Source organism: Variovorax sp. 22077 (genome assembly GCF_052044195.1).
Classification (GTDB): domain Bacteria; phylum Pseudomonadota; class Gammaproteobacteria; order Burkholderiales; family Burkholderiaceae_C; genus Variovorax; species Variovorax atrisoli.
In genome coordinates this window covers 13,366-26,780 of sequence record NZ_JBQEQC010000008.1, presented here as the reverse complement: position 1 = coordinate 26,780, position 13,415 = coordinate 13,366, and the positions used below count along the sequence as shown (strand labels likewise).

The 13,415-nt window shown below is 69.4% G+C and carries 10 protein-coding genes; 4 read left to right on the top strand and 6 right to left on the bottom strand.

What is annotated here, in order from left to right; genetic code table 11:
- The first annotated feature begins 17 nt into the window (after positions 1-17).
- Positions 18-2,135 carry a PQQ-dependent dehydrogenase, methanol/ethanol family gene (locus ACTJLF_RS13450; RefSeq protein WP_132754209.1) on the top strand — a complete coding sequence of 706 codons (2,118 nt, stop codon included), beginning with the start codon at positions 18-20 and terminating at the stop codon, positions 2,133-2,135.
- 51 nt (positions 2,136-2,186) lie between these two features.
- Here ACTJLF_RS13450 and ACTJLF_RS13445 read toward each other — a convergent pair whose 3' ends face one another.
- The 3 genes from ACTJLF_RS13445 to ACTJLF_RS13435 all read right to left on the bottom strand — a co-directional run bounded on the left by ACTJLF_RS13445 (position 2,187) and on the right by ACTJLF_RS13435 (position 6,449).
- Positions 2,187-4,604: a hypothetical protein gene (locus ACTJLF_RS13445; RefSeq protein ID WP_440883245.1), complete on the bottom strand. Its 2,418-nt coding sequence runs from the start codon at positions 4,602-4,604 to the stop codon at positions 2,187-2,189.
- On the bottom strand, positions 4,601-5,341 hold the full coding sequence (locus tag ACTJLF_RS13440; protein WP_019654066.1) for a hypothetical protein: 741 nt from the start codon (positions 5,339-5,341) through the stop codon (positions 4,601-4,603). Before ACTJLF_RS13440 ends, ACTJLF_RS13445 begins: the two co-directional genes overlap by 4 nt.
- A gap of 133 nt (positions 5,342-5,474) precedes the next feature.
- Complete coding sequence (locus tag ACTJLF_RS13435; protein ID WP_126183797.1) at positions 5,475-6,449, bottom strand: tripartite tricarboxylate transporter substrate-binding protein; 975 nt, start codon at positions 6,447-6,449, stop codon at positions 5,475-5,477.
- 296 nt (positions 6,450-6,745) lie between these two features.
- Here ACTJLF_RS13435 and ACTJLF_RS13430 point away from each other — a divergent pair, with 296 nt between their 5' ends.
- On the top strand, positions 6,746-7,363 hold the full coding sequence (locus ACTJLF_RS13430) for a type 1 glutamine amidotransferase domain-containing protein (RefSeq protein WP_440883244.1): 618 nt from the start codon (positions 6,746-6,748) through the stop codon (positions 7,361-7,363).
- Here ACTJLF_RS13430 and ACTJLF_RS13425 read toward each other — a convergent pair.
- Positions 7,308-8,555: a citrate synthase gene (locus ACTJLF_RS13425; protein WP_440883243.1), complete on the bottom strand. Its 1,248-nt coding sequence runs from the start codon at positions 8,553-8,555 to the stop codon at positions 7,308-7,310. The genes ACTJLF_RS13430 and ACTJLF_RS13425 overlap by 56 nt on opposite strands.
- An 81-nt stretch (positions 8,556-8,636) precedes the next feature.
- On the opposite strand from ACTJLF_RS13425, the gene ACTJLF_RS13420 reads away from it, so the two are divergent.
- Together ACTJLF_RS13420 and ACTJLF_RS13415 are read left to right on the top strand one after the other, a co-directional pair.
- A complete protein-coding gene (locus tag ACTJLF_RS13420) occupies positions 8,637-9,758 on the top strand; it encodes a citrate synthase/methylcitrate synthase (RefSeq protein WP_440883242.1) in 1,122 nt (373 codons plus the stop codon).
- 102 nt (positions 9,759-9,860) lie between these two features.
- Entirely contained in the window at positions 9,861-10,871 is a 1,011-nt protein-coding gene (locus ACTJLF_RS13415) for a hypothetical protein (RefSeq protein WP_019657690.1), read from the top strand.
- Here the strand turns inward: ACTJLF_RS13415 and ACTJLF_RS13410 are convergent.
- Both ACTJLF_RS13410 and ACTJLF_RS13405 read right to left on the bottom strand, forming a co-directional pair.
- A complete protein-coding gene (locus tag ACTJLF_RS13410; protein ID WP_126183800.1) occupies positions 10,862-12,112 on the bottom strand; it encodes a phenylacetate--CoA ligase family protein in 1,251 nt (416 codons plus the stop codon). The genes ACTJLF_RS13415 and ACTJLF_RS13410 overlap by 10 nt on opposite strands.
- 334 nt (positions 12,113-12,446) lie before the next feature.
- A complete protein-coding gene (locus ACTJLF_RS13405; RefSeq protein ID WP_132754199.1) occupies positions 12,447-13,259 on the bottom strand; it encodes an ABC transporter ATP-binding protein in 813 nt (270 codons plus the stop codon).
- Between the last annotated feature and the right edge of the window lie 156 nt (positions 13,260-13,415).

The window sequence follows — 13,415 nt, the reverse complement described above, 5'->3', positions numbered from 1 at the left end:
CACAAAGGAGACCTGCGATGAAAAAAACACACTCCGGGCTGCTCGTGCTCGCCGGCGCCTTGCTGTGCCTGGGCGCGACGAACACGGCCACGGCCCAGAACAACGCACAGGACCGCGCCGCCGCCGCGACCAAACGGGTGGACGGCGCATTCATCCGCGCCAACGCCGCGCAGAAGAAGACGCCCGACTGGCCCAGCGTGGGCCTGGACTACTCGGAATCGCGCTTCAGCCAGCTCGACCAGGTGAACGCCGGCAACGTGAAGGACCTGGGGCTGGTCTGGTCGTACAACCTCGAATCCACGCGCGGCGTCGAAGCCACGCCGCTGGTGGTGGACGGCATCATGTACATCACCGCCTCCTGGAGCGTGGTGCACGCCGTCGATACGCGCACCGGCCAGCGGCTGTGGACCTTCGATCCGCAGGTCGACAAGTCCAAGGGCTTCAGGGGCTGCTGCGACGTGGTGAACCGCGGCGTCGCGATCTACGAGGGCAAGGTCTACGTGGCGGCCTACGACGGGCGCCTCATCGCGCTCGATGCCGCCACCGGCCAGAAGGTCTGGGAGAAGAACACCATCGAGGGCCAGAAGGGCAGCTACACCATCACCGGCGCGCCGCGCGTGTTCAAGGGCAAGGTCATCATCGGCAACGGCGGGGCCGAGTACGGTGTGCGCGGCTTCGTCACCGCCTACGACGCGAAGACGGGCGACCAGAAGTGGCGCTGGTTCGTGGTGCCTGGCGACCCGAGCAAGCCCTTCGAGGACGAGTCGATGGCGCGTGCCGCCAAGACCTGGGACCCGAGCGGCAAGTACTGGGAGGCCGGCGGCGGCGGCACCGCCTGGGACAGCTTCGCCTTCGACCCCGAGCTCAACCTGATGTACGTGGGCACCGGCAACGGCTCGCCCTGGTCGCACAAGGCGCGCAGCCCCAAGGGCGGCGACAACCTCTACCTGGGCTCGGTGGTGGCGCTCGACCCCGACACCGGCAAGTACGTGTGGCACTACCAGGAGACGCCCGGCGACAACTGGGACTACACCTCCACGCAGTCGATGATCCTGGCGAACGTGAAGATCGGCGGCAAGCAGCGCAAGGTGCTGCTGCATGCGCCGAAGAACGGCTTCTTCTTCGTCATCGACCGCACCAACGGAAAGTTCATCTCGGCGAAGAACTTCGTCGAGGTCAACTGGGCCACCGGCTACGACAAGAATGGCCGGCCCATCGAGATCGCCGCCGCGCGCGACGGCACCAAGCCCGGCGACAGCATCCCCGGCCCCTTCGGCGCGCACAACTGGCATCCGATGTCGTTCAACCCGCAGACCGGCTTCGCCTACCTGCCCGCGCAGCACGTGCCGATCAACCTCATGGACGACAAGGACTGGAAGTTCGACGAGAACGTGCCGGGCCGCCCGCATTCGGGGCTGGGCTGGAACCTGGGCAAGTTCGCCAACGCCGAGCCGCCCAAGAGCAAGCCCTTCGGCCGCCTCGTGGCCTGGGACCCGGTGGCGCAGAAGGAAGCCTGGGGCGTGGACTACGCCTCGCCCTGGAACGGCGGCACCCTCACCACCGCCGGCAACCTCGTGTTCCAGGGCACGGCCGACGGCCGGCTGCTGGCCTACAACGCGAAGACCGGCGAGAAGCTCTGGGAGACGCCCACCGGCACCGGCGTGGTGGCGGCACCTTCGACCTACATGGTCGACGGCAAGCAGTACGTATCGGTCGCGGTGGGCTGGGGCGGCGTCTACGGCCTCGCGCAGCGCGCCACCGAGCGGCAGGGGCCGGGCACCGTCTACACCTTCGCGGTGGGCGGCACGGCCAAGATGCCCGACTTCGTGCAGTACCGCATGGACAAGCTGGTGCAGGGCGTCAAGTACGACCCCGCCAAGGTCCAGGCCGGCACCATGCTCTACGTGAGCAACTGCGTCTTCTGCCACGGCGTGCCGGGCGTGGACCGCGGCGGCAACATCCCCAACCTCGGCTACATGGACGCCGCCTACATCGAGAACCTCGACAAGTTCGTGCTCAAGGGCCCGGCCATGTCGCGCGGCATGCCCGACTTCACGGGCAAGCTCTCGAACGACGACATCGAGAGCATCAAGGCCTTCATCCAGGGGACGGCCGACGCGATACGCCCGAAGTAGCCTGACTGTCCGCCTGCCACGCCCGCCGCAAGGTGGACGCGGCCGGCCGCCTCAGCGCCCGCCGTACCAGTACGGCGTGGCGGCGGTCCACGGCGAGTTCGGGTAGTTCGTGCGCAGGGCCTGCAGCCCCTTGCGCGACCAGTCGCCCGCCGCCTTGTCCTGGCAGGTGTAGCGCGCCATCTTCACCGCGACCGACAGCGCCTGCGGCACCAGCGGGTCCGTGCGGGCGCGCTGCATCAGCGCCAGGCTTTCCTGCGTGAAGTAGATCGAGTCCTGCGGCACGGTGCGCAGCTTCTCGACCAGCGCGGCCTGCCGGCTGCGTTCTTCCTGCGGCAGGAACGCGGGCATCTCGAAGTCGGCGGCGGTGGCCGCCTGCGGCCCGGTCGTCGGCACGCCCAACGGACGGCACCACTTGCCGTAGCTGCCGACCGTGCTGCGCTCGGAGTACACGGGGCCGACGCCGAGCTTGAGCGGCGTGGGCCGGATGCCCTCGGCGGCGGGCCAGTGCGGTGGCGACAGGACTTCGGTGGTGCTCGCCATGCGCTCCAGCAGCAGGTGCCGCCATGCCGCGGCGTCGGTCTCGGGCAGCTCCGCCGATCGGCGGATGCCGGCGATCGTGTCGGCGCCCTTGGCGGTGCCCGCCTGCGGCGGCGAGGCGATGCGCATCTGCGCCGCGCGGCGGGCCGTGGCGTAGTCCCCGGCCACCACGGCGCGGGTCCAGGCGGTCTCGAGCAGGCTGTCGCGCAACGCGGGCGCCAGGGCCGGCTCGGCGGCCAGGCGCAGCCACATGGCCAGCGGTGCGCGGGTGTTGAGGAAGCGCACCACGTCCTCGTCGAAGGCACTGGCCAGCGGCACCGCGCTCGGCTTCGCTTCCATCGCCTCGGGATCGCGGCGCGCGACCACGGGGCGGATCGCGAGGCGGCGCCATTCCTCTTCCGACGCGGCCGTCGGCAGCAGCAATGCCTTCACGAGGTTCTGGCCCGAGAGGCTGTGCGCGATCAGCGGCGAATCGGCCGAGGCGGCGACGAGCTCGCGCACTTCCTTGTAGCGGCCCTGCGCGAACATGCGCTGAGCGCGCAGCTGCGTGGCGGCGAAGCGCGCGGGGTGGTCCTCGGGCACGGCTGCGAGCGCGGCCTGCAGCTCGGCCTCGCGCTTGTCGCCGTTGGCGGTGGCCACCGGCACCAGGCTCGCGGCTGCCATCAGCCAGGCGAGGTCGTGCGTGCGCTGGTAGCGGCTCCAGCTCAGCGTTTCGCGCCACTTGCCGTCGGGTTCGAGGCCGCTGCCCGGTCCGTCGAAGCCGCGCACGGTGCTCAGCCACTGCACCAGGTCGGAGGTCTGCGCGGGGCCGATGTAGCTGCAGCCGCCGAAGAAGCCGCAGGCGCGGAACTCGTGGTTCAGCAGCAGCAGCTTCGCGGCGGCAGCGTCGGGCTGGCCGATGGTCCTGAGGCCGTCGGCCAGGCGCTGCATGCGCGTGGCGGGCAGCAGGTAGCGGATGCGCAGCGCCTCGGCCAGCCGGTGCACTGAAGGATGCAGCGCCTTCAGGCGCGGGTTCTTCATCAGCGGCTGGGCGATGGCGTCGAGCTGCTTGTCGAGCTCGGCCTGCTTCTTGAGCGCCTCGGCGCTTTCCTTCTTGGTCTCCGAGCCCTCCGAAGGGGGATCGCCCGGGTTCTGCCGCGCCAGCACGCGCAGCCGCATGTAGGCCGCGAGATCGCGCCATGGGCTGGCCTTGTCGGCTGCGATGGCGGCGAACGCTTCGTCGGCGTCGTCGAGGTCCCCGGCATAGAAGTGCCGCGCGGCCAGCTGGTAGGCGTGGTCGGCCTGCAGCCAGGCGGGTGCGCCCGCCGGCAGCTCGGGCATGGCGCCGGGCTCCTTGTCGCAGGTGTCGAACACCGCGTCCTGGGCCTTGAGCCAGTGCAGCACGAAGGGTGCTGCCGACTTGTCGCTGGCCGCGCGAGTCATGCGCTGGGCCAGCGTCTTCGTGGCGTTGCGGAAGGCGTCGCCGTAGAAGCAGATGGCATCGGCCTGCAGGGTGTCGGCGTTCCACTTCGGCTGCTGCTGCTTCTGTGATGAGGACTTGTCGCGCTGCGATTGCGGATCGAGCTTCGCCATGGCGTCGTCGCGCGCCTTGCGCCATTCGGTCGAGGCGTCGTCGATGTCGGCCATGGCGTTGTCCTCGCGCGGCAGCTTCTCAAGCAGGTCGGTGAAGGCGCGCACCGCGTCGGGGGAGAAGCTCTGGCCGCGAAGGCGCCAGTACCAGAGCACCTGGTAGGGCACCAGATAGCCGGTGTAGTAGCCCGCGGGCCGCTCGACGAACTCGCGCACCGGCTGGTCGGGCCGGGTGGTGGCGAAGAACAGGTCCTCGGCGTCGTAGCCGCCGCTGGCATGTGCTGCCGCGCTGCCGAGCAGCGTTGCCGCTGCCATCGCGGCTGCGGCGAGCAGCCTGCGGCCTCCCGTTTTCGAAAGAGTCATTTGTAGCTGTCCCTGTTTCCGATCTGCAGTTTTTCGAAGTCTTCGTTCTTCCACGAGCCCGCGTGGAACACATAGCGCCGCTTCACGTCGCGCAGTGCGGGCCAGTCCTCGCCGAGCATCAGGCCGGCCGCGTCGCGGCAGGCCGGCACGGCGGCCTTGCCTGTCGTGCCAAGCCGCTGGCGGATGCGCGCGGATTCCCCTCCCATGCGGAAATACATCGGCACGATCTCGTCGAGCAGGCCTGCCGGCAGCCACGGATCGTCCATGCACCACGACGCCAGCGCGGTGGCCGAGATCCGCATGCCGCCTTGGCGCAGCGGCTGCAGCCGGCGCAGCAGCGCGACGTAGGCCTCGCGCTGGCTGCGCCTCGCCTCGAAGTCGAGCTGCACCCAGCCCGAGCGGTTGCCATGTGTCGCGGCATGCTCGATGGCGGCGGCGATGGCCTGCTGCTGCGCATCGTCGAGGGGCGAGGGGGAGAGGTTGTCGAGCGCGACGTGGACCACCGGCACCACCGTGGCGCCCGGCGCGACGCGCAGCGGCCACTGGCGCCAGCTGGTGCGGCTCTCGGTGCCGCTCAGCCGCACCGTGGCATGCAGGTAGGCCACGCCCGTGGCTTCGGGCAGCGAGGCAAAGAGCTGCGGCCGGTCCCACACCCAGAGCAGCGTCCGTGTCTGCGCCACGCCCTCCTGCGCCAGCAGGGCCATGAAGAGCGGAAGGGCCGCGCTGCGAAGACGCATGGGGGATGAAGAACGAGAGAGGACGGAAGGCGGGAGGACGAAATCCCGCGCAGCATAACGAAAAAGCCGCCTGGCCCCGGGGGCTCAGGCGGCCTTGCGGCTGCTCGTGGCTGCGTGTGCTGTCGTGAGGCGATCAGTCGGCGTAGACGCCGGCGGCCTTGATGATCGGGCCCCACTTCGCGATTTCGGACGACACGAACTTCTTGTGCTCGGCCGGCTCGGTGCGCTTGTCGGTGGTGATCACCGCGCCCAGCGCTTCTTCACGCTGGATGAAGCCAGGGTCCTTCATGGCGGCCTTGATGGCATCGTTGAGCTTCTTCAGCACCGGTGCGGGCGTGCCCTTGGGCGCGTACACGCCGTGCCAGATCGTCACTTCGAAGCCCTTGAGGCCCGACTCGTCCAGCGTGGGCAGGTCCTTCAGCGCGGGCGTGGTCAGGCGCTTGCTCGTGGTCACGGCGTAGGCCTTGACCTTCTTGGCCTCGATCTGCGAGGTGGTGTTGGTCGTCTGGTCGCACAGCAGGTCGATCTGGCCGCCCAGCAGGTCGGCGATGGCCGGTGCGGTGCCCTTGTAGGGAACCGGCGTCATCTCGACCTTCAGCGCGCTCTGGAACAGCAGGCCGCACAGGTGCGAGGCGGCGCCCAGGCCGGCGTTGCCCAGGTTGATCTTGCCCTTGTTGGCGGAGATCCAGGTCGTCAGCTCCTTGTAGTTGTTGGCCGGCAGGCCGGGCTTGCCGATCAGCGTCATCGGCACTTCGTTGACCATGCCCAGGTATTCGAAGTCGGTCTCGACGTTGAAGGGCAGCTTGCGATAAAGCGCCGGCATCGTCGACATGCCGATGTGGTTCAGCAGCAGCGTGTAGCCGTCGGGATTGGCACGTGCCACCTTGGCGGTGCCGATGGAACTGCCCGCGCCGGCGGTGTTGTCCACCACGATGGTGGTGCCCAGCGTCTTCTGCATGGCTTCGGCCAGGTCGCGAGCGACACGGTCGGTGGGGCCGCCGGCGGCGAATGGCACCACCAGCGTCACGGTCTTGCCCGCGGGGAAATCCTGGGCGTGTGCACCGACGGCCGCGGCGGCAATCGCCGCGAGGGCGAACAGTTTCTTCATGTCGTCTCCGAAAAGGGGGGAATAAAAACGCCGCGATCTTAAGGGCTGACCAGGGCCTGACCTATAGCGAATAGCCCTTAGCCGAAGGCCGTCTTGCGCACCGTGGCGGGGCGTGCGGAGGGCGTTCGAACCCCTGCCTCGCAGGCCTCGACAAGCAGCGGCAAGTGGCGCGCAGGCCCACTCTTCGTAAGGGAAGATTGCCGGCTGTCGAACTGTCCGACAGGCGGAGCCGGCGACGGACGATGCGGGCTGCACGGGGCAGACCTAGGGTGAAGCTTCAAAAGGAGATTCCACCCATGTCCAATACCACCCCATCGACCACCCCATCGACCACTGCATCGACCACCACGGCATCGTCCTCGTCGCTCGATGGATTGAAGGTCGCCATCCTCGTGGCCGACGGCTTCGAGCAGGTCGAGATGACCGAGCCGCGCAAGGCGCTCGACAACGCCGGCGCGCGGACGCGGATCGTCTCGCCCGCCCAGGGCAGCGTGCGCGGCTGGAACCATCACGATCCGGCCGACAGCTTCACGGTCGATGTGCCGCTCAAGAGCGCCAGGCCCGACGACTTCGACGCGCTGCTGCTGCCGGGCGGCGTCGTGAACCCCGACACGCTGCGCATCGACGAGAAGGCGGTCGCCTTCGTGCGTGCATTCGTCGAGTCCGGCAAGCCCATCGCGGCGATCTGCCACGGCCCATGGACGCTGATCGACGCCGGCGGTGTCAAGGGCCGCGAGATGACCTCGTGGCCCTCGCTGCAGGCCGACCTGAAGAACGCGGGCGCGCAGTGGAGCGACAAGGAGGTCGTCGTCGACGGCAAGCTCGTCACCAGCCGAAAGCCCGACGACATTCCGGCCTTCAACCGCGAGATGACGAAGCTCTTCGAGCACGCGCGGGAGCCGGTGGCGCACTGACCGGTGCCGCTTGCGCCGTGGCGGGCAGCGGGCCCGTGTAGCGCGCGCGGGGGCGTATCAGATGGCCTGCGGCCTGCTGTTCGAGCACGTGCGCGGTCCATCCCACGCTGCGCGCGAGCGCGAAGAGCGTGAGCGGAGCGCCGGCCGGCAGCTTGTGCACGGCTGCGAGCGCGGCAAGCGCGAAGTCGATGTTCACGGCCTCGCCCAACAGCTTCTCGCCGGTCTCGCGCAGCTGCGCGAATTCGGGCGGCAGCGCGATGTTCTCCAGCAGGGCAGCGCAGCGTGCATCGCCCGCCGGATAGAGCGGATGCCCGAACGCCGCCAGCGGCCGTCCGTGCGAGAGCCATTCGCGCACGGCGGCTTCGGTGCCGACGGCGGCCGCATTGCGCATCAGCGCCTGTACCGCGGCGGAAGCACCGCCGTGCAGCGGACCCGTCAGCGTCGAAAGCCCCGTGAGCAGGCAGGCCGCCATCGAGGCACCGGTGGATGCGGTCACGCGTGCCGCGAAGGTCGAGGCGTTGAGTTCGTGGTCTGCCAGCAGCACGAGCGCGCGGCGCAGGTCGTCGGCCGCGCGCGGACGGCGCCATGCGGCGGCCAACCGCATGTGCATCGGCGTGTCGGCCCGCGGCGGTGCGGTGCGCAGCATGGCATCGGCCAGTGCGCCGATCGCCGCTGCCGCCTCGGCCTGCAACACGCCTGCCGAGCGGCCGCGCGAGGGCAGGTCCGAACCGGCGCGCGTTGCCAGCGCGAGCAGTCCGGCCTCCAAGGGGTGTTCATGCGAGTCCTGCGCATCGGAAGGCGAGGCGGCGGTGTGGAAGCGCGGCGGCGCGCTTTGCCACAGCAGCCCCGCCACGTCTTCCAGCGTGGCGTGCGCTGCGAGTTCGCAGGCGTCCTGTCCGCGATACAGCAGCCGTCCATCTGCCACTGTCGATACCGCGGATGGCAGCACCGGCTCGCCCCACTGGATCGCCTCGCTCGCCACCGTCTCGACGCTGCGCCTGCCTCTCGCGCGTGCGGCGATGCGCTGCACGTCGTCGCGGTGGTAGAGGCTGCGGCGCGGGTCGGCCGCGTCGGTCTTGGCGCGGATGCGGCCGCGGCTCACGCTCGCGTAGAGGGTCTGAGGACGCACCTGCATCAGTTCGAGCGCATCGGCCGCCGGAAGCCACAGCGGCGGGGTCTTCTTGATGGTCATGTTGACAGAATAAATCAAGATTGACGTCAATATCCATCCGACCAGAATTGATGCCATCGTGACAACCAGGAGCAAAGAGCGATGAACAACGACGATGGCAGCCTCGAAGGCGTGGTGGCTGCGCATACCGTGCTGTCCGAGGTGGATGGTGGGGCCGGCCGGCTGGTGATCCGCGGCCATGAACTCGACGAGATCGCGCAGCGCTGGCGCTACGAGGACGTGGTGCACCTGCTCTTCGAGGGCTTCTTCGACACCCTGCCTGCCGCCTCGGCGCTGCGCCGCGCCATCGGCCGCGCGCGCCGCGAGGCCTTCGAGCTGCTGCAGCCGAACGACGACGCCCTGCTGCGCCGCATGCCGCCTATCGAGGCCGTGCGCGCACTGATGGCGTGCCTGCCCGATGGCGACGACCTGCCGACCGCGCTGCGCCTCGTTGCCGCGCCGGCCGTCTACACCGCCGCCGTGATGCGCTGGCGCATCGGCGTGCCTGCACTGGCGCCCGACGAGGCGCTGCCGCACGCCGCGGACATGCTTCGCATGCTGCATGGCCGCTCGCCCACGCCCGCGCAGAGCGCCGCGCTCGACACCTACCTGGTCACCGTGTGCGACCACGGCCTCAACGCATCGACCTTCGCGGCGCGCGTGGTCGCATCGACCGGAGCGGGGCTCGCATCGGCCGTGCTCGCGGGCATCAGCGCGCTGAAGGGGCCGCTGCACGGCGGCGCACCCGGGCCGGTGCTCGACGCGCTCGATGCCATCGGCAGTGCCGCCAACGCCCGCGCGTGGCTGGAGCAGGCGGTGGCGGAAGGCCAGCGGCTGATGGGTTTCGGCCATCGCATCTACCGCGTGCGCGATCCGCGTGCCGACGCGCTCAAGGGCGCGCTGGGGCGGCTCGGCGAGGAGGGCAGCGTGAACGCGGCGCGCTTCGCGCTGGCCGAGGCGGCGGAGCAGGCCGCGCTCGCCATCCTGCGCGAGAAGAAGCCGGGCCGCGCGCTGGAGACCAACGTCGAGTTCTACACCGCGCTGCTGCTGGAGGCCCTCGGTTTCGGCCGCGAGAGCTTCACCTGCGTGTTCGCGGCCGGCCGCGTGAGCGGCTGGGTGGCGCATGCGCGCGAGCAGGTGAAGAAGGGGCGGCTGATCCGCCCGCAGTCGGTCTACATCGGACCCGAGCCGCAGGAGTCCGGCGAAGCCGCACTCGCGCACTGAGCCTACAGGGGGCGCACGCCGCCATCCGATACGCTCGCCTTTCCGCAGGACTCCGCCGCACAGGCCGCGCCCTGCATCGTGAAAGGCGAAAGTATTTCCTCCATGACGGCGACCTCCCTCCAGCCGCAGGCACTTCGCCTGCCGCGCGATCTCGCGCTCATCACCGTTGCCATCGATGCCGCGATGATGCTTGTCAACATGGCCGCCCAGCTCTGGCCCGACTCGCCCGAGGCCGAGCAGCTGCGCAGCGCCTATGCGCTGCCCGGCGTCTGGATCCCGATGGTGTGCAGCATCGCGATGGGCTGGGTGCTGGCCGCCGCGATGGCGTGGAGCCACGGGCGCAATGCGCTCGAAAGGCACGGCGCCGTCAGCGTGGCGCGGCTGCCGCAGCCGCGTATCCGCTATGCCGCAGCCTACCTCGTGGTGCTGCTGCTGAACTTCTACGCGCTGAGCCCGCTGCTCTACGACCTGCAGCTGCTCTTCATGCCGGGCGGGCGCTTTCATGAATCGCTGGGCTACACCTCGATGCGCGCGGCGATGCCGGTGTTCATGTTCCTGCAGTCCATGGCCCAGTTGATCGTGCTGGTGCTGGGCATCTGGCTCTCGGCCTGGATCGCGCTCAGGGGCGCCCGTGCCGGATCGGCAGACGTGCAGGCCGACGAGTCGCTGCAAGGACCACCGCCGCGCCGCGCGGTGGCGCTGGTGGCTGCCTCGGTGTTCGCGTCGCTGCAGATGTGGAGCGGTGCCGCGGTGAGCCGCTGGAGTTCCATGACGCAAGGCCTCGACGGCCCCGCGCTGCTGGTCGCCTGGGTGGTGCCGCCGCTCGCGGCCTTCGGGCTCGCGTTCTGGGGTGCATGGCTCGGCGCCGCGCCGGTCTTCTCGCGGGTGCGGCCGTTCAGGGCGGTGGGAGCGTCGGTGCTGGCCTTCGTGCTGGTGCAGCTGCTGTGCATCGCGGCCGCACTGGCATGGCTGGCGATGGCGGTCTGGCTGCACGGCTTCAACAGCGCGGGCAGCCTCGTCGGCTTCGCGCTGGCACTCGTGCTGGTCTACACGGTGCTCACGGTGGTGCTCACGCGTGCCACCACGCGCGGGCTGTACCGCCGCTACTTGTAGCTGCGCGCGTCCTCGATCACCTTGCCGTCGTTGGGCAGCGAGCCCGCGCCCACGACGACGACCTCCCCGCGCAGCTTGGTCACCTCGCGGATCGCCTCGCCCACGCGCGCTTCGAGTCCTTCAGGAGCCGCGTCCGCGCATTCGAGCTGCAGGGTCATCCTGTCGTCGCCCGTCTCGCCCGAGACGACCAGCCGTGCGCGCTGCACTTCGGGAAAGCGCCTCGCGATCTCCGCCACCTGCGAGGGGTGCACGAACATGCCGCGCACCTTGGTGGTCTGGTCGGCCCGGCCCATCCAGCCCTTGATGCGCTTGTTGGTGCGGCCCGTGGGGCAGGTGCCCGCCAGCACGGCCGAGAGGTCGCCGGTGCCGAAGCGCACCAGCGGGTAGTCGGGGTTGAAGGTGGTGACGACGATCTCGCCGACCTCGCCGTCGGGCACCGGGTCGCCGGTGCCGGGGCGGACGATCTCGACCAGCACGCCCTCGTCGAGCACCAGCCCCTCGCGCGCGCTGGTCTCGTAGGCGATGAGGCCCAGGTCGGCGGTCGCGTAGCACTGCGTGCCCTTCACGCCGCGCGCCGCGATCCAGTCGTGCAGGCTCGGCGGAAAGGCTTCGCCGGAGACGAGTGCCTTGGTCAGCCAGGGCAGCTTCAGGTTCTTCTCCTCGGCCTTCTCCAGCAGGATCTTGAGGAAGCTCGGCGTGCCCGCGTAGCCCTCGGGCCTGAGGTCCACCATCGCCTCGAGCTGCTGCTCGGTCTGGCCGGTGCCGCCCGCGAAAACGGTGCAGCCCATGGCGTGCGCGCCGCTTTCCATGATCGAGCCGGCGGGCGTCATGTGGTAGCTGAAGCTGTTGTGGATCAGCTCGCCACTGCGAAAGCCCGCCGCATGCAGCGCACGCGCGGTGCGCCAGTAGTCGCGCGCCTCGCCCTCGGGCTCGTAGATGGTGCCGGGGCTCGCGAACACGCGCGGCATGCGCGGGCCGCGCACGATCGACGAGAAGCCGCCGAACGGGTCGTCCGCGCGGCGAGCCTTCTGCAGTTCGAGCAATTCCGATTTGCGCGTGACCGGTAGTTTCGCGAGCGCTTCGCGCGTCGTGACGTCGCCGGGCTTCACGCCGTCGAGGATCTTCGCGAAGGCGGGAGCCGCGGTCTGTGCCTGCGCGATCTGCTTCGGCAGCGCAGCTAGCAGGTCGCGTTCGCGTTCGGCGGGGTCTCGGATCTCGAGCTTGTCGTAGTGGTCGGTCATGTCCGTACCCTTTGTCTTGCAATTCGGTTTTTCAACCACGCTGATGTGTTCAGGGTGCGTGCACAGGCCACCGGGTACTCCCCTCCGCGAATGTTCCCCGGCCTGCGGCCTCCTCCTTTATTTCGCTGCGGGGAGCACCCGGTACCCTGTGCACGAGACACGCTGTCGGTGTGCGGCCGATGAACCAGAGCTCCGAACCGATCACGTCGATGGGGTGCCTTGCGCAGCGAAATAAAAAAGGAGGAGCCCGAAGGGCGGGGGACATTCGCGGAGCAAGGCACCCCGTCGGCGTGATCGCGCCCCGAACGGCAACGCGGCGAAAACGTTGGAACGGTCAAGCCAGCCACCTCTTGCGGCGCTTGTAGCTCTTTACGTCGCGGAAACTCTTGCGGTCCGCGCCGCCGACACCGAGATAGAACTCCTTCACGTCCTCGTTCTCGCGCAGGCTCTTCGCCTCGCCGTCCATCACGATGCGGCCGTTCTCCAGGATGTAGCCGTAGTCGGCGTAGCGCAGCGCCATGTTGGTGTTCTGCTCGGCCAGCAGGAAGGTCACGCGCTCCTTGGCGTTGAGGTCCTTCACGATCTCGAACACTTCCTCCACGATTTGCGGCGCCAGGCCCATCGAGGGCTCGTCCAGCAGCACCATGGTCGGATTGGCCATCAGCGCGCGTCCGATGGCGCACATCTGCTGCTCGCCGCCCGAGGTGTAGGCCGCCTGCGAGGTGCGGCGCGTCTTCAGGCGCGGGAAGTACGCGTACACCTTCTCCAGCGTCTGCTGCACCGAGGCCTTGCCGTCGGTGCGCGTGTAGGCGCCGGTCATCAGGTTCTCCTCGATCGTCAGGTGGGCGAAGCAGTGGCGGCCTTCCATCACCTGGATCAGCCCGCGCTTGACCAGCTCGGCCGGCGAGAGCGCCTCGATGCGCTCGCCGCGCAGCTCGATGGTGCCCTTGGTGACCGCGCCGCGCTCGCCCGCCAGCAGGTTGCTCACCGCGCGCAGCGTGGTCGTCTTGCCCGCGCCGTTGCCGCCGAGCAGCGCCACGATGCCGCCATCGGGCACCGTCAGCGACACGCCCTTGAGCACCAGGATCACGTGGTTGTAGATGACCTCGATGCCGTTGACGTTGAGGAGGATGTTGGATTCGCTCATGGTGTGGTCCGAAGCATTCGAAAGAACCGACGCGATGCCGTTCTTTCGGATGCCCGCTTGGCCCACCTCCTTTCGGGGAACACCGCGGAACCGGCTATGCCGGGCCGCAGGTGTTGCCCCCTGCCAGGGGGTTGGCGAAGCGACACGAAGTGCGCG

What these genes read in the sequence shown, in the direction of transcription:
- ACTJLF_RS13405 (WP_132754199.1), bottom strand. Translation starts at nt 13,259, where the DNA reads ATGAGCGAATCCAACATCCTCCTCAACGTCAACGGCATCGAGGTCATC.
- ACTJLF_RS13440 (WP_019654066.1), bottom strand. Translation starts at nt 5,341, where the DNA reads ATGCGTCTTCGCAGCGCGGCCCTTCCGCTCTTCATGGCCCTGCTGGCG.
- ACTJLF_RS13415 (WP_019657690.1), top strand. Translation starts at nt 9,861, where the DNA reads ATGACGGCGACCTCCCTCCAGCCGCAGGCACTTCGCCTGCCGCGCGAT.
- ACTJLF_RS13410 (WP_126183800.1), bottom strand. Translation starts at nt 12,112, where the DNA reads ATGACCGACCACTACGACAAGCTCGAGATCCGAGACCCCGCCGAACGC.
- ACTJLF_RS13420 (WP_440883242.1), top strand. Translation starts at nt 8,637, where the DNA reads ATGAACAACGACGATGGCAGCCTCGAAGGCGTGGTGGCTGCGCATACC.
- ACTJLF_RS13435 (WP_126183797.1), bottom strand. Translation starts at nt 6,449, where the DNA reads ATGAAGAAACTGTTCGCCCTCGCGGCGATTGCCGCCGCGGCCGTCGGT.
- ACTJLF_RS13450 (WP_132754209.1), top strand. Translation starts at nt 18, where the DNA reads ATGAAAAAAACACACTCCGGGCTGCTCGTGCTCGCCGGCGCCTTGCTG.
- ACTJLF_RS13425 (WP_440883243.1), bottom strand. Translation starts at nt 8,555, where the DNA reads ATGACCATCAAGAAGACCCCGCCGCTGTGGCTTCCGGCGGCCGATGCG.
- ACTJLF_RS13445 (WP_440883245.1), bottom strand. Translation starts at nt 4,604, where the DNA reads ATGACTCTTTCGAAAACGGGAGGCCGCAGGCTGCTCGCCGCAGCCGCG.
- ACTJLF_RS13430 (WP_440883244.1), top strand. Translation starts at nt 6,746, where the DNA reads ATGTCCAATACCACCCCATCGACCACCCCATCGACCACTGCATCGACC.